14 protein-coding genes, 1 tRNA gene and 1 other RNA gene are annotated in these 19,522 nt (G+C 69.0%); 11 read left to right on the forward strand and 5 right to left on the reverse strand.

Annotated features, from left to right (window positions below):
- Positions 1-99: 99 nt before the first annotated feature.
- Complete coding sequence (typA, locus tag PHA29_RS00480) at positions 100-1,935, forward strand: translational GTPase TypA (protein ID WP_270847429.1); 1,836 nt, start codon at positions 100-102, stop codon at positions 1,933-1,935.
- Between the two features lie 146 nt (positions 1,936-2,081).
- On the opposite strand, the gene PHA29_RS00485 is transcribed toward typA, so the two are convergent.
- Together PHA29_RS00485 and PHA29_RS00490 are read right to left on the reverse strand one after the other, a co-directional pair.
- The gene (locus PHA29_RS00485) at positions 2,082-2,975 is read right to left on the reverse strand and encodes a TRIC cation channel family protein (RefSeq protein WP_270847430.1); all 894 of its coding nucleotides are present in this window, start codon (positions 2,973-2,975) and stop codon (positions 2,082-2,084) included.
- 465 nt (positions 2,976-3,440) lie between these two features.
- Positions 3,441-3,530: transfer RNA gene (locus tag PHA29_RS00490), tRNA-Ser, on the reverse strand.
- A 54-nt stretch (positions 3,531-3,584) separates the two neighbouring features.
- Here PHA29_RS00490 and tadA point away from each other — a divergent pair.
- On the forward strand, positions 3,585-5,348 hold the full coding sequence (tadA, locus tag PHA29_RS00495) for a tRNA adenosine(34) deaminase TadA (RefSeq protein WP_270847432.1): 1,764 nt from the start codon (positions 3,585-3,587) through the stop codon (positions 5,346-5,348).
- A gap of 202 nt (positions 5,349-5,550) precedes the next feature.
- On the opposite strand, the gene PHA29_RS00500 is transcribed toward tadA, so the two are convergent.
- Complete coding sequence (locus PHA29_RS00500; RefSeq protein ID WP_270847434.1) at positions 5,551-5,679, reverse strand: hypothetical protein; 129 nt, start codon at positions 5,677-5,679, stop codon at positions 5,551-5,553.
- Between the two features lie 253 nt (positions 5,680-5,932).
- Between PHA29_RS00500 and ffs the strand changes: the two genes are divergently transcribed.
- The 8 genes from ffs to bilS all read left to right on the forward strand — a co-directional run bounded on the left by ffs (position 5,933) and on the right by bilS (position 13,639).
- Positions 5,933-6,028: signal recognition particle sRNA small type (gene ffs, locus PHA29_RS00505), an RNA gene on the forward strand.
- Positions 6,029-6,225: 197 nt separating this feature from the next.
- Positions 6,226-8,130, forward strand: a complete 1,905-nt coding sequence (locus PHA29_RS00510) for an ABC transporter ATP-binding protein (RefSeq protein WP_270847435.1) — start codon at positions 6,226-6,228, stop codon at positions 8,128-8,130.
- On the forward strand, positions 8,127-9,992 hold the full coding sequence (locus PHA29_RS00515; protein ID WP_270847437.1) for an ABC transporter ATP-binding protein: 1,866 nt from the start codon (positions 8,127-8,129) through the stop codon (positions 9,990-9,992). The genes PHA29_RS00510 and PHA29_RS00515 overlap by 4 nt, the downstream gene beginning before the upstream one ends.
- A 50-nt stretch (positions 9,993-10,042) precedes the next feature.
- Positions 10,043-10,618, forward strand: coding sequence for a PTS sugar transporter subunit IIA (locus PHA29_RS00520; RefSeq protein WP_270847438.1), 576 nt, complete (start codon positions 10,043-10,045; stop codon positions 10,616-10,618).
- A gap of 214 nt (positions 10,619-10,832) precedes the next feature.
- Complete coding sequence (locus PHA29_RS00525) at positions 10,833-11,201, forward strand: GntR family transcriptional regulator (RefSeq protein WP_270847440.1); 369 nt, start codon at positions 10,833-10,835, stop codon at positions 11,199-11,201.
- Between the two features lie 83 nt (positions 11,202-11,284).
- Positions 11,285-12,166 (forward strand): ABC transporter ATP-binding protein, encoded by an 882-nt coding sequence (locus tag PHA29_RS00530; RefSeq protein ID WP_270847442.1) that lies wholly within the window; start codon positions 11,285-11,287, stop codon positions 12,164-12,166.
- Positions 12,167-12,889: an ABC-2 transporter permease gene (locus tag PHA29_RS00535; RefSeq protein ID WP_270847444.1), complete on the forward strand. Its 723-nt coding sequence runs from the start codon at positions 12,167-12,169 to the stop codon at positions 12,887-12,889.
- Positions 12,890-13,105: 216 nt separating this feature from the next.
- Positions 13,106-13,639, forward strand: a complete 534-nt coding sequence (bilS, locus tag PHA29_RS00540) for a flavodoxin family protein BilS (protein ID WP_270847445.1) — start codon at positions 13,106-13,108, stop codon at positions 13,637-13,639.
- Positions 13,640-13,805: 166 nt separating this feature from the next.
- Here bilS and PHA29_RS00545 read toward each other — a convergent pair whose 3' ends face one another.
- Positions 13,806-16,016, reverse strand: coding sequence for an LTA synthase family protein (locus PHA29_RS00545; protein ID WP_270847447.1), 2,211 nt, complete (start codon positions 16,014-16,016; stop codon positions 13,806-13,808).
- A 368-nt stretch (positions 16,017-16,384) separates the two neighbouring features.
- On the opposite strand from PHA29_RS00545, the gene PHA29_RS00550 reads away from it, so the two are divergent.
- Positions 16,385-17,182, forward strand: a complete 798-nt coding sequence (locus PHA29_RS00550; RefSeq protein ID WP_270847449.1) for a nitroreductase family protein — start codon at positions 16,385-16,387, stop codon at positions 17,180-17,182.
- Between the two features lie 136 nt (positions 17,183-17,318).
- Here PHA29_RS00550 and PHA29_RS00555 read toward each other — a convergent pair whose 3' ends face one another.
- Entirely contained in the window at positions 17,319-19,358 is a 2,040-nt protein-coding gene (locus PHA29_RS00555; protein WP_270847450.1) for a KUP/HAK/KT family potassium transporter, read from the reverse strand.
- Positions 19,359-19,522 lie beyond the last annotated feature (164 nt).

The raw sequence follows: 19,522 nt of genomic DNA on the forward strand, positions 1-19,522 counted from the left end.
ATATACGTCGTTTGAAACCGGTCACCGAGAATATCGGCATGCCCGCCGATTGGCCCTGGCATGCTTCCACGTCGCTTACGAGGGGTAAGGGATAACCACATGCGCGTTGAGAACCTGAGGGACATCGCCATCATCGCCCACGTCGACCACGGCAAGACCACGCTGGTCGACAAGCTGCTGCGCGCCACGGACGCCTTCCGTGCCAACCAGCAGGTCGAGGAGCGCGTGCTCGACTCCAACGACCAGGAGCGCGAGCGCGGCATCACCATCCTCGCCAAGAACATCTCCATCGAGTACAAGGGCGTGAAGATCAACGTCATCGACACGCCGGGCCACGCCGACTTCGGCGGCGAGGTCGAGCGCGTGCTGCGCATGGCCGACGGCGCGCTGCTGCTCGTCGACGCCTTCGAGGGCCCCATGCCCCAGACGCGCTTCGTCCTGCGCCACGCCATCGACTGCGGGCTGCGCGTCATGATCGTCATCAACAAGATCGACCGCCCCGGCGCCGACCCGGAGAAGGCCTACAACGACTGCCTCGACCTCATGGCCGATCTGGGCGCCTCCGACGAGCAGCTCGAGTTCGCCATGGAGCACGTGGTGTACGCGAGCGCGATGAACGGCTTCGCGCGCCTGGACCCGGACGACGGCAACATGGACATGTACCCGCTGCTCGACATGATCCTCGACGACATGCCCGCCCCCGACGTCGACGTTGACGGCCCGCTGGCCATGCAGTGCGTGACCGTCGACCACTCCAGCTACGTGGGGCGCATCGGCATCGGCCGCGTGTACTCCGGCACGATCCGCACCGGCGACCAGATCCTCGTCGTGAAGAACGACGGCGAGCGCGCCACGGCCACCGTCAAGCAGCTCTTCACCTTCGACTACCTGGGCCGCACCGAGTGCTCCGAGGTGTCCGCCGGCGACATCGGCGCCGTGGTGGGCGTCGACTCCACCGACATCGGCGACGTCTACACCGACCCGGCGAACCCCGTCGAGCTCGACCCCATCGAGATCGACCCGCCGACGCTGTCCATCGTGTTCGAGGCCTCGACCTCCCCGCTGGTGGGGCGCGACGGCGACATCGTGGGCGCACGCCAGCTCAAGGAGCGCCTGTTCAACGAGCGCGAGAACAACGTGACCATGCGCATCGAGGAGCTGCCGGACAAGAGCGGCGTCGAGGTCTCGGGCCGCGGCATCCTGCACCTGTCCGTCCTCATGGAGACGATGCGCCGCGAGGGCTTCGAGTTCCAGGTCGGCCGCCCGCGCGTCCTGTTCAAGAAGGATGAGGACGGCAACCGCATGGAGCCGGTCGAGCAGGCCGTCGTGGAGTGCCCGGACGAGTACGCCGGCAAGGTCATCGAGGTCTTCGGCAACGCCGGCGGCACGATGACGAACATGCAGGCCGGCAAGACGGTCACCCATATCGAGTTCCGCATCCCCACCCGCGGCATCATGGGTCTCAAGAACCGCGTCATGAACGTCACGCACGGCGAGGGCGTGTTCTACCACACCTTCCTCGAGTACGGCCCGTATGCGGGCGAGATCGGCAACCGCAACAACGGCGCCATGATCTCCATGACGACCGAGAAGGCCGTCGCCTACGCGCTCGGCACGCTGCAGGAGCGCGGCCAGCTGTTCGTGGAGCCCGGCACCGAGTGCTACGAGGGCATGATCGTGGGCGAGCGCTCCAAGCCCGGCGACATGGTGGTCAACATCGCGCGCACCAAGAACCTCGGCAACCAGCGCTCCTCCACCGCCGATATCGCCGTCCAGCTCGTGCCGCCCCGCACCTTCTCGCTGGAGGAGGCGCTCGAGTACATCGCCGACGACGAGCTGGTGGAGATCACGCCGAAGAACATCCGCCTGCGCAAGCGCCTGCTGAACGCCACCGACCGCAAGAAGGCGGCGGCGTGCGCGATGAGCGGCAAGTAGGATCCGCCTCCGCGTCGGTCTTCGCCGACGGGAAGCTGCGCGAGGGGCCCGTTCCCGGTCGTCGGGGGCGGGTCCCTCGTCATATCGCGCCGCGCGGTCGGGCTGCGCGGGAGGCGCCGCAGGCGGGTTCCCGGTGTCGGGGACGGCTACAGGCCGGGCCGCCGCTTGCTGCGTTGGCGGCGATGCCGCTTGAGGCGGTCGAGCGCCTCGCGCTTGCGCTCGTCGCGGCGGCGCGACTCGATGTCGGCTTGGACGCGCTCGCGCCGGCTCTCGAGCTCGTCCGCGGAGCGCGTGGTGGTGATCGAGTGCGCGGCGGCGTTGCGGACCTGCCGGCGCGACTTATGGATGACCTCGGCGATCTCCACATCGGTGGGGCTCTTGATATCGAAGTGCAGCGACAGGTAGCGCAGGATCATCGTGACCGCGACGCATACGATCAGCGAGATGACATGGGAGACGCCGGAGCTCGCGAGGACCACGTAGGCGATGGCCCCGCCGACGGCGGCGACCGCGTAGAAGTTGCTGCGCTGGAAGATGGCGGGCGTCTGCCCGAGGCAGATGTCGCGCAGCATGCCGCCACCGACCGCCGTGAAGAAGCCCATCATCACGCAGATGATCGGCTCGAAGCCGTAGGCGTAGGCCTTGTCGGCGCCCGTCGCGGCGAACAGGCCCACGGCGAAGATGTCGAGGACGGCGATGAGGCGGTCCTGCCGCTCCACGAACGAGGGGATGACGAACACGACCGCGGCCGTGATCATGGAGGCGGGGAGAGCGAGCGGCTGGCTGATGAAGTAGACGCTGCCCACCTGCAGGATCACATCGCGGATGAGGCCTCCGCCCAGGCTGCAGAGTACCGCGAGCGCGATGGCGCCCACGAGATCGAGCCGCTTCTCGCGGGCGGTGAGCGCGCCGCTGATCGACGAGACGACGATGGCGAGCATCTCGAAGCCGATGGGGACGGCCACCATGGCCCCCGCCCCGGCGGCGCTTGCGTTGATGGCCCCGATGGCGGGCACGGCTATGGAGAGCAGGGCGGGCATGCGGTCCCTTTCGGTTCGGTCGGACACGGTGCCTAGTGTACACGGAGCGGGACCGGTGGGTGGCGTCGACCGGCGGCGCTCCGCGCGCCGGTCGCGCCTCGGGCGCCCCTGCGGGCCGCCCTCGCGCGCTGCGCTGGCAAAGACGCTCACGCGCTTTGCGCAGCTCCGCGCCCTGCGGGTTCGAATCCCTCTCGCCCTCGGCTGAGAGGGGCTCCGGGCCTCGGAGGATTACCTTGTTGACAGGGAAACTGGCGGAGAGAGAGGGGACGGGGGGATGAGGCTGAGGGATATCCGCCGGGCTGCGCCCGGCTCCCGCTTCGGGCGGCTCCGCCGCCCTCGCGCGCTGCGCTGGCAAAGACGCTCACGCGCTTTGCGCAGCTCCGCGCCCTGCGGGTTCGAATCCCTCTCGCCCTCGGCTGAGAGGGGCTCCGGGCCTCGGAGGATTACCTTGTTGATAGGGATGGCTGGCGGAGAGAGAGGGATTCGAACCCTCGGAACGCTCGCGCGCTCAACGGTTTTCAAGACCGCCGCATTCAACCGCTCTGCCATCTCTCCGTGACTGGTAATGATAGCATCGAACCCGATGGCGTGAGAAGGTGGGAGGACGACGTGGATACTTGCGGGACCGACGAGCGCTTCATGCGCGAGGCGCTGGCCGAGGCCGCCCGCGCCGCCGAGCTGGGCGAGGTGCCGATCGGCGCGGTGGTCGTGTACGACGGGCAGGTCATCGCCCGCGCCCACAACCTGCGCGAGCACGACGAGGACCCCTCGGCGCACGCCGAGTTCTCCGCCATGCTCGCCGCCGCCCGCGCCCTCGGTCGCTGGCGCCTCACCGGATGTACCGTCTACGTCACGCTCGAACCGTGCCCCATGTGCGCCGGGCTCATGGTCAACGCCCGTGTCGACCGCTGCGTGTACGGCGCGCGCGACCCCAAGGGCGGGGCGGTCGGGACCCTGTACGACCTGAGCTGCGACAGCAGGCTCAACCATGCGTTCGCGGTGCGCTCCGGCGTGCTGGAGGAGGAGTGCGCGGCCCAGCTCAGGGAGTTCTTCGGATCCCTGCGCGCCGCGCGCAGGGACGGCGCCTCGGAGACGCCCGCCGTCGAGCCGAGCGCCCCCGCCGCCTTGCATCGCCCCTCTCCCGCCTCCGGCCCGGCTCCCGCCCCGCGGGTCCTGCTGGCCGTGGACTCCTTCAAGGACTCCCTGTCGAGCCCCGAGGCCGAGCGCCACATCTCCCGGGGCATCCTGCACGCATGCCCGGGCGCGGAGGTGAGGTGCCTGCCCGTCGCGGACGGGGGAGAGGGCGCCCTCGACGCCGTCTCGGCGGCGCTGGGGGGCGTGTCGCGCACCCTCGAGGTCGCGGGTCCGCTCGGCGAGCCCGTCCGCGCCCGCTACGTCCGCGCGGACGGTCCGGACGGGCCGATCGCCGTCATCGAGATGGCGGAGGCGGCGGGCATCGAATACTCCCCGCGCACGCACGAGGCCGCCCTGCGCGCCTCGACCCGGGGCGTGGGGGAGCTTCTCGCGGACGCGGTCCGGGGCGGTGCGGAGACGGTGTACTTCGCGATCGGCGGGAGCGCGACGAGCGACGGGGGCGCGGGGTTCCTGCAGGCGCTCGGCGCCCGGCTGCTCGATGCGGCGGGGGAGCCGATCGGCCCCGGCCTGGCCGGTCTGGCGGACCTGCGCTCGATAGACCTCGGCCCGGCGCTCGAGATGCTGTCCGGCCGCCTGCTCGTGGTCCTGTCCGATGTCGACAACCCGCTCGTGGGAGCGCGCGGCGCCGTCGCGGTCTACGGGCCGCAGAAGGGGCTGGCGCTCGATTCCGACGGCGCGTGCGGCCTCGGCGTGCTGGACGGGTGGATGGTCGCCTACGGGCGCCTGCTCGACGCCGCGCGGGGGGCCGGGGCGGAAGGCGGTGCGTCGCCGGCGGCCGGCGGGAGGCGCTTCCGCTCGGTGCTCGGGGTGCCCGGAGCCGGCGCGGCGGGAGGGCTCGGCGCGGCGCTGCTCGCGCTCGGCGCGCAGATGGTGTCGGGGGCCGATGCGGTCCTCGACCTGGTGGGCTTCGACGCCGCGCTCGACGATGCGGATCTGGTGGTCGTCGGGGAGGGCGCCATCGACGGGCAGACGGCGCGCGGCAAGGCGCCCGTGGGCGTCGCGCGCCGCGCGAAGCGGCGGGGAAGGCCGGTCATCGCGGTCGCGGGGTCGCGCGCGGAGGACCTCGATGCGGTGTACCGGGCCGGCATCGACCTCGTGCTCCCCATCATCCGGCGCCCCATGGCGCTCGCCGAGGCGCTCGACCCCGAGGAAGCGGCGGAGAACCTGCGCTGCGCCGGGGAGGCCGTCGTACGCGCCTACCTGCTCGGCAAGCTGTAGGGGCCGCACGTCTCCCGCCCTATCGGGCGCTCGCCCGCACCCGGCCCCCCCGGCACCGGGTGCACCCCGTCCTTCCCGCCGCATCGGTGCGGAGCGTCCGCGCCGCCCGTGCGCCCGCGGCGGTTTACGGCCAAAGGAAACGGCCGGCGCCCCGCGTGGGGTGCCGGCCGCTCGAGGCCCGGACGCGGTGTCCGTCGTCCTCCTAGAACGTGAACTCCCAGTGGCCGCTCCATTCGGTCGAGCTCGTGAGCAGGTACATGACGACGAAGACGACGATGAGGATGACCGAGATGACGATGAACGGGATGGGGCTCTTGGTTTTGAAGGGCATGAGACCTCCTGATGACGATCGGGTGCGCCGATTGCCGGCGCCGCGCTGAAGCGCAGCCATCGTATCACGAGCCGCGGCCTGCGACGCCGGGGGTGTCATTCGAAATCGTCCGGAATCGTCCGCGGCGTCCGTATCCGGCGGACCGGTTCCGCCCCGCCGCGGGCTTTCCGGGCACGGCTGGCGTGGTTTTCGCGTCCGCCCTCGACGCGCGCGGTGGAAGCGGGTATGATATCGGGCACGGCGCCGAGCGCGCTCGATGGGTTCGGGTGACGATATGTTCCGAATCTGGTCAGGTCCGGGAGGAAGCAGCCATAAGGAGCCTCTGACGGGCACCCGGATCCATCGAGCGCACCGGTGTCCTTTCTTTTTCGGCCCCGTCCGCGGTGCACGACCCCGCCCGCTGCGGCCGTTCGCGTCGGGGAGCGTCGTTCCGCCCCGCGGCGCCGGTTGAGCGCGCCGCCAGTTTACGGATGCTTTACGGGACCGGTCTCGCAACGGGCGTATGATAACGCGATAGGAACGTTCGCGACATCGTTTGGATTGCCGATGCTTGAGCTTCTGAAGCGCTTCTCCGCCGGATACCGGCGCTATTTCATCATAGGCCCCGCCTGCAAGCTGCTCGAGGTGTTCTTCGACCTGCTCACCCCCCTGGTCATCGCGCGGATGATCGACGAGGGCGTGGGCGCGCGCGATCCGTCGGCGGTCCTGCGGTACGGCGCGCTGCTGGCCGCCATGGCGGTGGTCGGCATGGGGTTCACCCTCATCTGCCAGAAGATGGCGGCGCTCGCCTCCCAGGGGATGGGCACGGGCATGCGCGCGGCGCTCTACCGGCGCATCAACGAGTTCGCCTACGTGGAGCTCGACCGCTTCGGCACCCCGTCGCTCATCACGCGCATCACCAACGACGTCAACCAGATCCAGCTCGCCATCGCCCTCGGCGTACGCCAGCTCATCCGCTGGCCCTTCCTCGCGATCGGGTCCATGGTCGCGGCGCTGCTGATCGACGTGCGGCTCGGCCTGATGTTCCTCGTGTCGACCCCGCTGATCGGCCTGGTCTTCTGGCTGGTCATGGCGAGGTGCGTGCCGTACTTCAAGCAGATGCAGGCCAAGCTCGACCGCATCGGGCTCATCACGCGCGAGGGCCTGTCGGGCGTGCGCGTGATCCGCGCCTTCGTCCGCGGGGACCATGAGCGCGCGCGGTTCCGCGAGGCCGCTGAGCAGCAGGCAGGCGTCGCCATCGCGGTGGGGCGGCTGTCGAGCGTGCTGAACCCGGTGACCTTCCTCGTCATGAACCTCGGCGTGTGCGCGATCCTGTGGATGGGCGGCATCCAGGTCGAGGTGGGCGAGCTCACACAGGGCGAGGTCATGGCCTTCGTGAACTACATGACGCAGACCCTGCTGTCCATCGTGTACGTGGCGAACCTCGTGGTGGTGTTCACCAAGGCGGGGGCGAGCGCGTCCCGCGTGAACGAGGTGCTGCACTGCGCCCCGAGCATCACCGACGGGGGCAACAGCCCGGTCGCGCTGCCCGCCCCCTCCGATGCGGGCGCCGTCCCGGCGCTGCGCCTCGACCGCGCCTGCTTCGCGTTCGAGGGCTCCGAGGTGGACACCGTGCGCGACGCGACCCTGACCTTAGGGCTCGGGCAGACGCTCGGCATCATCGGGGGCATGGGCTCGGGCAAGTCGACGCTCGTCTCGCTGATCCCCCGTCTGTACGACGTCCGGTCGGGTTCGGTCGAGGTCATGGGGACCGACGTGCGGCGCTGGCCGCTCTCCCAGCTCCGCCGCGTGGTGGGCATCGTCCCGCAGCGGGCCGCGCTCGTCTCGGGCACCATTCGCACGAACCTGTGCTGGCGCGATGACGAGGCGCTCGACGGCGAGCTGTGGGCGGCGCTCGAGATGGCCCAGGCGGCCGAGTTCGTCCGCAAGCTGCCCCGGGGCCTCGACGCCCCCGTCGAGGCGGGCGGCAGGAACTTCTCCGGCGGCCAGCGCCAGCGCCTGACCATCGCCCGGGCGCTCGTGGGCGACCCGCTTCTGCTCATCCTGGACGACTCGGCCTCGGCGCTCGACTTCAAGACCGATGCGGCGCTGCGCCACGCGATCCGTGCGCGATCGGGTGAGGCGGCCGATGGGGCGGGGTCGGGGCTCCCGCTCACCACGGTCATCGTCAGCCAGCGCGTCTCGTCCGTGCGCGACGCCGACCTGATCTGCGTGATGTCCCATGGCAGCGTGGCGGGGCTCGGCACCCATGACGAGCTGCTGGCGGAGTGCCCCCTCTACCGCGAGATCTGCCTGTCCCAGCTCCGCCGCGAGGAGCTCGGCGGCGCCGTCGCGGCGGGGGAGGCGCCGGCGACCCCTCCCGGTCCCGAGCCCCCCGCGGGCGCGTCCCGTCCCGATGCGGGTGCCGAGGGCGCCCGTGGCCCGATCGATGCGAAGGGCGGTGCCCGATGAACCCGTATGCCTCCGCCGGATCGGTCTCCACGGTCACGGCAAGCGTCTCCGGCAACGACAACCTGAACGGCGAGGGCGGCCCCGGAGCCCCGCGCGACCGCATCGGCGGCGAGCGCCTCTCCACCGCCGCGGTCACGCGGCGCCTGCTCTCCTACGTGAGGCCCCACGCCGTGTCCTTCTCCGTCTCGTTCATCTCGGCCGCCGTCTCGGTCGTCCTGCAGCTCTACACGCCCATCCTCATCGGCCGGGGCATCGACCTCATCATCGGCGCCGGCCGGGTGGACTTCGCCGCCCTCGCGCCGCTCGTCCGCCTGCTCGCGCTCACCGTCGCCGGCGCGTCCGCCTTCCAATGGCTGCAGGGGTACTGCGTGAACCGGCTGAGCTACGAGACCGTCCGCGACATGCGGATCCAGGCGTACGGGAAGCTCGACCGGATGCCGCTGTCCTTCATCGACGCCCATCCGCACGGCGACCTGATCTCGCGCGTGGTCAACGACGTCGACCAGGTGGGCGACGGCCTGCTCCAGGGCTTCACCCAGCTGTTCACCGGCGTGGTGACGATCGTGGGGACCCTCGTGTTCATGCTGAGCATCTCGGCGCCCATGGCGGTCGTCGTGGTGCTCGTGACGCCGCTGTCCGTGGCCGCCGCCGCGCTCATCGCGCGCTTCTCCAACCGGAGCTTCACCGACCAGCAGCGCATTCAGGGGCAGCTCGGCGGCTATATCGAGGAGTACGTCGGCAACCAGCGCCTCGTCGACGCGTTCGCCTACGGCGGCAGGGCGCAGGAGGGCTTCGACGCCATCAATGCGGCGCTCTACACGGCGGGCGAGCGGGCGCAGTTTTTGAGCTCGCTGTCCAACCCCGGGACGCGCTTCATCAACAACCTGATCTACGGCGTGGTGGCCGTGATCGGCTGCCTGGGCGTCATCACGGGCGTCCCCGCGCCGCTCACGGTCGGCGAGGTGCAGACCTTCCTGTCGTACGCCAACCAGTACACCAAGCCCTTCAACGAGGTGACGAGCGTCATCATGCAGATCCAGACCGCCTACGCGTCCGCCCGGCGCCTGTTCGCGCTGCTCGACGCGGACGAGGAGGAGCCGGACGCCGAGGACGCGGTCGAGCTCGGGCGCCCGCGCGGCGAGGTCTGTCTGGAGCACGTCGACTTCAGCTATGTGGAGGACCGGCCGCTGCTGCGCGACATCTGCGTGGACGCGCGCGCCGGCATGCGCTTCGCCCTGGTGGGGCCGACCGGCTGCGGCAAGACGACCCTGATCAACCTGCTGCTGCGCTTCTACGATGTGGACGCGGGAACGATCAGCGTCGACGGCATCGACACCCAGCGCATCGCGCGCGCCAGTCTGAGGCGGTCGTTCGGCATGGTGCTGCAGGACACGTGGCTGTTCGAGGGGACGGTGCACGACAACATCGCCTACGGCCGCCCGGATGCGACGCGCGAGCAGGTGGTCGACGCGGCGCGGCGGGCGCACGCGGACGCGTTCATAGCGGCGCTCCCGGACGGGTACGACACGGTGATCGGCGAGGATGGCGGATCGTTCTCCGCGGGCCAGAAGCAGCTGCTCTGCATCGCGCGCGTGATGCTCACCGACCCGGCGATCCTGCTGCTGGACGAGGCGACCTCGAGCATCGACACGCGTACCGAGCTGCAGGTCCAGGCGGCGTTCGACGAGCTCATGGAAGGGAGGACGAGCTTCGTGGTGGCGCACCGCCTCTCGACGATCCGCAACGCGGACTGCATCCTGTACATGCGCGACGGGCGGATCCTCGAGCGCGGGACCCACGACGAGCTGCTCGCGCGCGGCGGGGCGTACGCGGAGCTCTACAACTCCCAGTTCAGCGCATAGGCCGGCGTTTCCGGGCGCGCCGGCGCGGCATGGGGGCGCAGCGCCGCATCGTGCGTGACGAAGACCGCCCCGTCTCCGCCGAGGGAGACCATGACCTGGGAGACGCCGCGGCCGAGCAGCTCGCGCGCCGCCTCGACGATCCGCTCGTCGCCGGAGACCGGGCGCCCCAGCAGGCGGCCGAGCTCGGCTGCATCGCCGGTGCGCCGGACACCACGATGCTCATGGGTATGGGTGTGGCCATCCCGCACGGTACGAACGAGGCGAAGGACGCCGTCAAGCGGACCGGCGTGGTGCTGCAGCAGTACCCCGAGGGCGTGGACTTCGACGGGGAAAAGGCCTACCTGCTGTTCGGTATCGCCGGCAAGGGCGAGGAGCATCTCGAGGTGCTGGCCGCCATCTGCAAGGTGCTCGAGGACGAGGAGGTCCTCGAGCGGATGAAGACCACCGACGACGTGGCCTGGATCGTCGAGAAGCTGAACGCGTCGAAGTGGCGCCGAGGGGCACCGCCTCGTCGAACAACCGAAAACGCATGTTGCCGAGGCGACCGGGGACCTGCAACCTCCCCGGTCGCCGTTCGCTGCACGCCTCGCCCATCCTGGGAAAATGGGGACGGGCCGGGAAAATAGGGACAGGCACTTTTTTCCCAGCCATTGGGAAAAAAGTGCCTGTCCCTATTTTCCCGGCCCGTCCCCGAAAAAGGGCTTGCACTGTGTATAGGTGTGTATATACTGTACTTAACGAGTATACACAGTATACCCGGACAGGGATGCCATCGGGACGTCGGGTGCGCATCCTGCCCGTCGGGGGACGCCCCGGCGGGCGCGTACGAAAGGACACCGTGTGGAGATCATCATCTCGAACTCGAGCGACCGGCCCATCTACGAGCAGATCATGACGCAGATCAAGGCGCAGATCCTCTCGGGTGAGCTGGAGGGAGGCGAGCAGCTCCCGTCCATCCGCGCGCTGGCCAACAGCCTGCGGGTGAGCGCCATCACCACCAAGCGCGCCTACGCGGACCTGGAGGCCAAGGGGTTCATCGAGACCGTCCAGGGCAAGGGGAGCTTCGTGGCGGGGGGCAACGAGGAGCTGATCCGCGAGGAGCATCTGCGCGAGGTCGAGGGCCTCATGGGGCGTGCCGTGGAGGCGGGACGCGCCATCGGGCTCAGCGATACCGAGCTCTCCGAGATGTTCGCCCTCACCCTCGAATGACGGGACAGCCCGTCTCCGGCTATCTCGCGGCAAGCGACCGGGCGGCCCCTCGGACCGACCCGATGACTTTGGAGTGTGACGACATGACGCATCTGATCGAGGCGACCGGCCTCACGAAGCATTACGAGGGGTTCTCGCTGGACGGCGTGGACCTGACGGTGGACGACGGGGAGGTCGTCGGGTTCGTCGGCAAGAACGGCGCCGGCAAGTCCACCACCATCAAGGCGCTCCTCGGCCTGATCGGTGTCGACGCCGGCGAGGCCCGCCTGCTGGGCCAGGTGTCGACCGGCGGCGGTCTCGCGCCCGAGGTGCGGGAGCGCATCGGCGTGGTGTTCGACACCGTCTCCGTCCCACCCCATCTCAAGGTGGGCGATGTGGGCCGCCTGTACGGCCGCGCCTTCCGCACATGGGAGGGGCGCGCCTTCGCGCGCCGCCTCAAGGACTTCGGCCTGGACGCCGGCAAGCAGGTCAAGGAGCTCTCGCGCGGCATGGGCATGAAGCTCAGCCTCGCCTGCGCGCTCAGCCACGGCTCGAGCCTGCTCATCCTGGACGAGGCGACCGCCGGGCTGGATCCCATGGCGCGCGAGGAGGTCCTCGACATGCTGCGCGACTTCGTCGCCGCGCCGGGGAGGGCGATCCTCATGTCGAGCCATATCACGAGCGACCTCGAGCGCATCGCCGACCGCGTGGTCTGCATCGACGAGGGGCGCATCGTCTTCGACCTCGCCAAGGACGCGATCACCGACGAGATGGGCGTGGCGCGCTGCCGCGTGGCGGATTTCGAGCGGATCGCCTCGAGCGGCTTCGTGCCCGAGTCCGAGCTGCGCTACCAGCGCCACGAGTACGGCATCGACGTGCTGGTGCCCGACCGCTACGACTTCGCCCGGCGCTTCCCGGACGTGCCCTGCGACCGTATGACCATCGACGACTACATGACCTTGATGCTGAAGGGCGGTGTGCGATAGATGAAGCGCGCGTACCTGATCGAGATGACGGTTCTGAAGGACTACATGCGCCAGCTGATCCCGCTCGGGTTCTTCGTGGCGTTCTGCATCAGCCTCGGCATGCAGTCGATCGTGGCGGCGCCCGCGGTCATCACCATGCTGAAGTTCATGATGGGCTCGATGGCCGCGGCGGCGTACGACGAGCAGAACAACTGGGGCCTGTTCCGGCTCACGATGCCCGTGACGCGCCGCGACGTGGTGCTCGCCCGCTACGCCGTGATCCTCACCATCGGCTGCACGGGCATGGCGATCGGCCTGCTCGCGGCGGCGGTGCTGACGGGGGTTGCGAGCGCGGTGGAGCTTCCCGGCGGCCTCTCGTCGATCCTGGCGTTCGACCCCGGCACCATCCTCGGCATGCTGTTCGCATCCTTCTTCTGCATGTTCATGGGCTCGGCGGTCGCGAGCGTCATCACGCCGGTGTACTTCCGGTTCGGGCAGACCAAGGCCACCCAGTACCTCCCCATGATGACCGTCCTCATCTTCATCATCCCGATGCTGATTATCGGAAGCGGCGTGTTGGACGATGCAGCCGTCTCCATGGAGACGCTCGCCGAGCTGCTGAAGCTCATCGAGACCCCGGCGGGCACCGCGGCGTGCATGGTGGTCTTCGCGGCGGCGTCCCTGGTCGTGCTGGGCATCTCGGCGGCGGTGTCGCTCAGGATCTACGCCCGCCGCGAGCTGTAGCACCGACGGGTGCGGGAGGTCGGGGACCGGGAAAATAGGGACAGGCACTTTTTTCCCAGCCGTGGGGAAAAAGTGCCTGTCCCTATTTTCCCAGCCTGTCCCCATTTTCCCGATTTCCCATCTCGCGACTGCTGTGGCGAGAACGGGGTACCCGGTACAACGGATACCGATTCACGGGCCGGCTCGGGCCGACCGCGTCCATGGGAGGGATGCGTCATGAGGATTCTGATCGCGTACAACAGCCGCGGGGGAAACACCAAGCAGGTGGCTGAGTCGCTGCAGGGGGCACTCGCCCATGCGGGTGCCGAGGTCGATATCGCGGAGGTGACCGCGGGGACCGTCGAGGAGGTCTGCGGGCGCGTCGGGGATGCCGACGCGGTGCTCGCCGGCTTCTGGTGCGACAAGGGCACCTGCACCGCCGAGATGGACGAGCTGCTCGCGCATCTCGGCGGCAAGCGCGTGTTCCTGTTCGGCACCGCCGGGTTCGGCGGCGCACCCGAGTATTTCGACCGCATCCTCTCCGGTGTGCGGGCGAAGCTGCCCGACGGCGCCGCCTACGCGGGAGGGGCCATGTGCCAGGGCAGGATGGGCGAGGGGGTACGCCGTCGCTACGAGGCGATGCTCGAGCAGAATCCCGGCGACGCCCGCGTCCAGGGGATGATCGCGAACTTCGACGCCGCGCTCGCCCACCCCGACGCCGACGACCTCGACCGCATCGCCGCGGCGGCACGTGAGGCGCTCGGCCTCTAACCTCCGCTCGGAACTCGCGGGGAAATCGCGGGCCGGGAAAATAGGGACAGGCACTTTTTTCCCAACGGGTGGGAAAAAAGTGCCTGTCCCTATTTTCCCGAAACGAACGGGGCCGGACGAGCTGCGTGCTCGTCCGGCCCCGTCGCCGTCGGCCTGTGTCCGGCCGTCACTTGATCTTCGTCGTGCCCGGTGCGAGGTTCGGGTCGGTCTCGTTCGCCGCGGACTGGTAGCGCTTGGTGTAGATGTCCCGCCCGTCGTAGAACATCTGGTAGTACTCCATGACCGCGTAGTCGCCGCGCGCCTGCTCCATGGCCTGCTGCGCCGCATCGCCTCCCTCGACCGAGCTCCCGGTCAGGTACCAGCGCCCCTGGGCATCGCAGTAGCCGGCGGAGTTGATCGCGGGCATGGCGTCGCGCAGGCTTGTGAGGGCCTTCTGGTAGTCGCTCATCGGGGCGCCGATGAGCTCCATCAGCTTGGCGCCCAGGAAGTTGGTGGACAGGTCGTCGACCTCGCTCGTCTGGTCGTTGCCCGCGACGTCGTAGTTCGCCCAGATCACGTAGTCGGTCTGCCACAGGCGCTCCTGGTGCGTCGCCTCGTCCTCGTCGGTGAACCACAGGTCGTTGAACGTGGACGGGAAGAACGGCTGGTGGTCGCCGAAGAACACCACGATCACCTTGCGGTCGAGCCGGCTCAGCTGCCCGATGAAGTTCTCGAGCGCGCGGTCGGATTCCTGGATGAGCGAGACGTACTCGTTCACCTCGGAGTTGGTCATGCCGTCGATGGACAGGTTCAGCTGCTTGTCGTACGGCATGAGCCCGGTGTTGTAGCCGGAGTGGTTCTGCATGGTCACGTCGAAGATGAACTGCGGGTTGGAGTTGGTGTCCAGCAGCTCGAGGATCTTGTCGTAGGTCGCCTGGTCGGTCACCATGCCGCGCAGGGTCTCGGCGTCCTGGAAGTCCTCGATCGACAGGAACCGGTCGAACCCGAAGTCCTCGTACACGTTCTCGCGGTTCCAGTTGGTCGCGTGGTTGGGGTGCATGGCAACCGTGTCGTACCCGAGGTCCTTGAACTGGGCGGCGAGGTTCTCGGTGTCCTGGAGGTTGTAGATGGTGTAGGGGTACACGCCCGACCCGAGGTTCGCCATCGAGTTGCCGGTGAGGAACTCGTACTCGGTGTTGGCGGTGCCGCCGCCGTAGGCGGACACGTAGAGCTTGCCGCGCGACAGGCAGTCGGACATGCCCTTGAAGTACTCGGGACCGGTGTAGCCGGCGTGGAGCTGCTGGTAGATGGAGAGGTCGGAGAAGGTCTCGTTCATGATGGTGATGACCGTCGGCTGCTCCTCGGAGAACTGGGACTCGGCGGCGGCGCGCGATTCCGAGGACCCGGCGCCCTCGTCGTAGGCGGTCGCGTACTCCTCGATGGTCTCCTCCGCGCCCTCGACGGTGTAGTCGTCCGGACGCGGCGGGCGGATGGTCTGGGCGCCGGAGATGAACGAGGGCAGGAAGCCCTGGCGGTAGTAGCTCTCCAGCGGGCGCCAGGTGTAGACCTGGATGTTCAGGGTGTGGTAGTAGTCGATCAGCGTGACGTGCGCGGCGACGCCGGCGATCAGGGCGAGGCCCACGGCCAGGTTGACGACCAGGCCGCGGCGCGTGCGGCGGGAGCGCTCGGGCCGCAGGATCCCGGCGACCTGGAGGAGCGTCATGGAGACGGCGGCGCAGGCCATGCCGTACAGGCAGAAGGCCGAGAGCGTGTAGCTGTACCCCGTGCCGGCGACGGCGGCGGCCGTGGACAGGGCGGTCAGGTCGCCCGGGGTGATGGGCATGGACTTGAAGAGGACAACGAAGTACTCGGCGATGCCGATGACGTGGAGCACGAGGGCGATGCCCGCGGAGATGCCGCCGCGGCGCTGGAAGATGAGGAAGGCGCCGGCCATCACGGCGGTGACGAGCGCCCACTCGAGCATCAGGCACAGCGGGTACATCCAGGTGATGTCGTGGTTCGAGGGGACCTCGAGCCCGAGCACGGCGAAGAAGCCGGCGACGAGCAGCAGCAGGACGCTCGCGACGAGTGGGTGGGGGAGGCGCCCCTCCGGCCCGACGAGGGCGAGCGCGCGCTCGGATACGCGGGCGCGGTTGAAGCCCGCCCAGGCGCAGCCGGTGAGCACGACGTTGAGGACGAGGGCGGACAGCAGGTCGCTCTCGACCAGGCCGATGCCCGACCAGATCGCGATGAACGCCTGGAGGAGCGCGAAGACGACGCCCCATGCGATCGCGTTCGCGGGGATGCGGGTGCCGCCGGTGCGCGCGAAGCGCAGGGCGGAGACGGCGGAGAGCGCCGTGAGCACAAGGCCCACGCAGGTGATGACCGTAACGAGCATGTGGCAAACTCCTTCGGACCGCGCCGGCCAGGCGCGGGGCGGGCGCGCGTGAGGGGCGTCGCCCGAGGGTCGCTGACAGGTTCATGACAACGTCTTGATGTTGCGGAAACCAATGGTACCGTTCGTTTGTCGAGATTCCGTCGATGCGCGCCGCACGGTGCGTAAAATGTGGAGAAACTTAAGGTAGGGCGCCGGTTCGCGCGGGATGCCGGTCGCCGGGGCGGCTCCCGCGGCGACGCCCCGGCTCTTTCACGGGGTCGCCGGGGCCGGCTCGACCGGCTCTGCGGCGCGGGCGCCGGCGCAGGCTCCGGCACGGGCGGGGCCGATTCCGCCGGCCCGAGCGGACCGTACAGGGAAGGAGGCCGCGCATGGAGCGGACAGCATGGAATCAGGGGACCCTCGACCTCATCGACCGGCGCAGCTCGACGCGCCGGTTCGCCGACGGCGTCGAGGTGACCGACGAGCAGCGCGACGCCGTGCTGCGCGCCGCGTCGCGCGCCCCGACCGCCGGGGCCATGATGATGTACTCGATCATCGACATCCGCGCGCAGAAGACCCTCGACCGCCTGGCGGTCCTCTGCGACGACCAGCCCATGATCGCCCGCGCGCCGTGGGCGCTCGTCTTCGTGGTCGACTACTGCAAGTGGATCGACCTGTTCGAGCGCGTCGGGTGCTTCGAGGCGGCGTTCATCGAGCGCACGGGCATCGCCGCGCGCCGCGCGCCGGGGCTCGGCGAGTTCGCCATCGCGGCGCAGGACGCGGTGATCGCCGCCCAGAGCGCCGTGATCGCGGCGGAGGCCGTCGGCCTCGGCACGTGCTACATCGGCGATATCGTGGAGAACGCGGAGGAGGTCCGCGACCTGCTCGACCTGCCGCCGCACACCGTGCCGCTCTCCATGCTCATCTTGGGCGAGCCCGTCAAGGAGCGGCCCGCCACGCCGCACCCGGTGGAGAACCTGGTCATGCCCGAGCGCTACCGCCGGGCGGACGCGTCGACCCTCGACGCGCAGGTCGCGGAGATGGACGCGCTGTTCCGCCCGCACGCCTCCGGGCCCGGCGAGCACGTGCTCGACATCTACACCCGTAAGCACACCTCGGACTTCATGGCCGAGATGGGCCGGTCCATGGAGCGCTGGCTCGCCAACTGGCGCGGGGACCGTCTGTGAGGTGCCTGCCCGCAAGGCGCCTGCCGCGCATCTCAACAGGGAGAACCCGCCGCCCCGGTGGTCTTCGGGACGGCGGGTTCTTTCATTCGGCGAGGTCTCTGCTGCGGCGCCGCGTCGGCGCCGGGCGCATCGGGCGCTACCCCTCCGGGTAGACCCTCGTCAGGTGGTCGACCGCCTTGAACTTGGTGAACAGCGGCACGTACTCGTAGATGACGTTGGAGTTCTCAAGGCCGTACCACTGGACCGGCGAGCCCGCGTGGCGGCGGATCGCGTACTTGAGCGCGATGGCGGAGCGCTCGCTCGCCTCGACGTCGGACTCGGGCGCGAGCGTCTTGTACACCATGCAGAAGCGGAAGCTGCCGATGGGGCCGGGCGTGTTGTACACCGAGTAGTCGCTCTTCTGCGGGGGCAGCTCGCCGGAGGCGGACAGGTCCCCCACGATCTGGCGCAGGTAGGCGTTCACGCGCTGGTTGACCTTGTAGCCCAGGTACAGGTGGACGCGGAACACGTAGTCGGTGCCGAAGTTCTCGACCGAGTACTCGAAGGTGCGCGGCTCGTCGGTGACCTCGACGTTCAGGAACCAGTACGCCGCGGCGCGCTTGGGGTGCTTGTCGAAGATCGAGTACAGGATGTCGCGGTCGAGGTAGTCGGTGCGGGTGTTGTTGGTGAGGTAGACCAGGTTGTCGCACAGCTTGTCGTAGGTGCTGTCGTGGCGCAGGCGGTCGAGCTGCTCCAGGTAGTTGCGGATGGGCAGCAGGTTGGCCTGGCGGCGCTCCACCGCGCTGCCGTTGTACCAGCTCACCATGATGCTCATGATCAGCAGCGCGAGCAGGATGGTGAAGTAGCCGCCGTGGAAGAACTTGGTGAGGGAGGAGACGAAGAAGAAGCCCTCGAGCGCCACGAAGAACGCGAGGAACACCCAGGGGAAGAGGCGCACGTGGCGGATCCTATGCAGGTACACGAACAGCAGGACCGTCGTGCACAGCATGGTGATGGTGATGGCAAGGCCGTAGGCCGCCTCCATATGCGCCGAGGACTGGAACAGCAGCACGACGATGATGCAGCCGACCCACATGACGTTGTTCACCATGGGGATGTAGAGCTGGCCCTTGGTCTCGGCCGGGTAGAACACCTGCATATGCGGCATGAGGTCCAGGCGGCTCGCCTCGGAGACGAGCGAGAAGGCGCCGGTGATGAGTGCCTGCGAGGCGATGATGGCCGCGCAGGTGGACAGGATGACGCCGAAGGGGCGGATCATGTCGGGCAGCATCTGGAAGAACGGGTTCAGGTCCGCGATGTCGGCGAGCGAGGCGTTGCCGGCGTTGGCGAGCAGCCACGCGCCCTGCCCCAGGTAGGACAGGATGAGGCAGACCTTCACGAACGGCCAGGTGGCGTAGATGTTGCCGCGGCCCACGTGGCCCATGTCGGAGTAGAGGGCCTCGGCGCCGGTCGTGGCGAGGAAGCAGCTGCCCAGGATCATGATGCCCGCATGGTTGTTGGGCGACAGCAGGAAGGCGATGCCGCGCAGCGGGTTGAAGGCGACGAGCACCACGGGGTTCTCGATCACGTGCATGAAGCCGGTGACGCCCAGGAACAGGAACCAGAAGGTCATGACCGGGCCGAACGCGCGGCCGATCTTGGAGGTGCCGGCACGCTGCACGGCGAACAGCAGGCACACGATGACGAGGGTGATGATCACGACCTTGACCTGGTTGTCGCCGATGACGGCGTGCAGCTCGGGGATGGTGCGCAGGCCCTCGACGGCCGTGGTGATGGTCACGGCGGGGGTGAGGACGCCGTCGGCGAGCAGCGCGGAGCCGCCGAGCATGGCGGGGATGATCAGCCAGCGGGCGCAGCGGCGCACGATGCTGTACAGGGCGAAGATGCCGCCCTCGCCGTGGTTGTCGGCGCGCAGCGAGACGAGGACGTACTTGACGGTGGTGAGCAGCGTGACCGTCCAGATCACCAGGGACAGGGCCCCGAGGATGAACTCCTCGGTGACGGACATGATGCCGCCCTGCCCCGCGAGCAGCGCCTTGGTGACGTACATGGGCGAGGTGCCGATGTCACCGTAGACGACTCCCAGGGTGACGAGCATCGCGCCGATGCTGATGGGTATGCCATGGTGTTGCGAGGCGGAACGGCCCGAAGCCGATGGCGAGGCTGAATCATCCATGGTGGCGACTCCCTAACTCGGTTGACATGTCATCGAATGCGACCGCGTTTCATCGGTCTTAAGCTGGTAATTATCGGTGGCGTCGCGAAGAAATGCAACCGGTGGGAGCACGGCGTCCTCCGCGGGCCGGGATGCGGCGGGGCTCGGGCCGTGCCCCGGGACCC

The sequence above is a fragment of the Candidatus Collinsella stercoripullorum genome (assembly GCF_027669965.1).
In the GTDB taxonomy this organism is placed as follows: domain Bacteria; phylum Actinomycetota; class Coriobacteriia; order Coriobacteriales; family Coriobacteriaceae; genus Collinsella; species Collinsella stercoripullorum.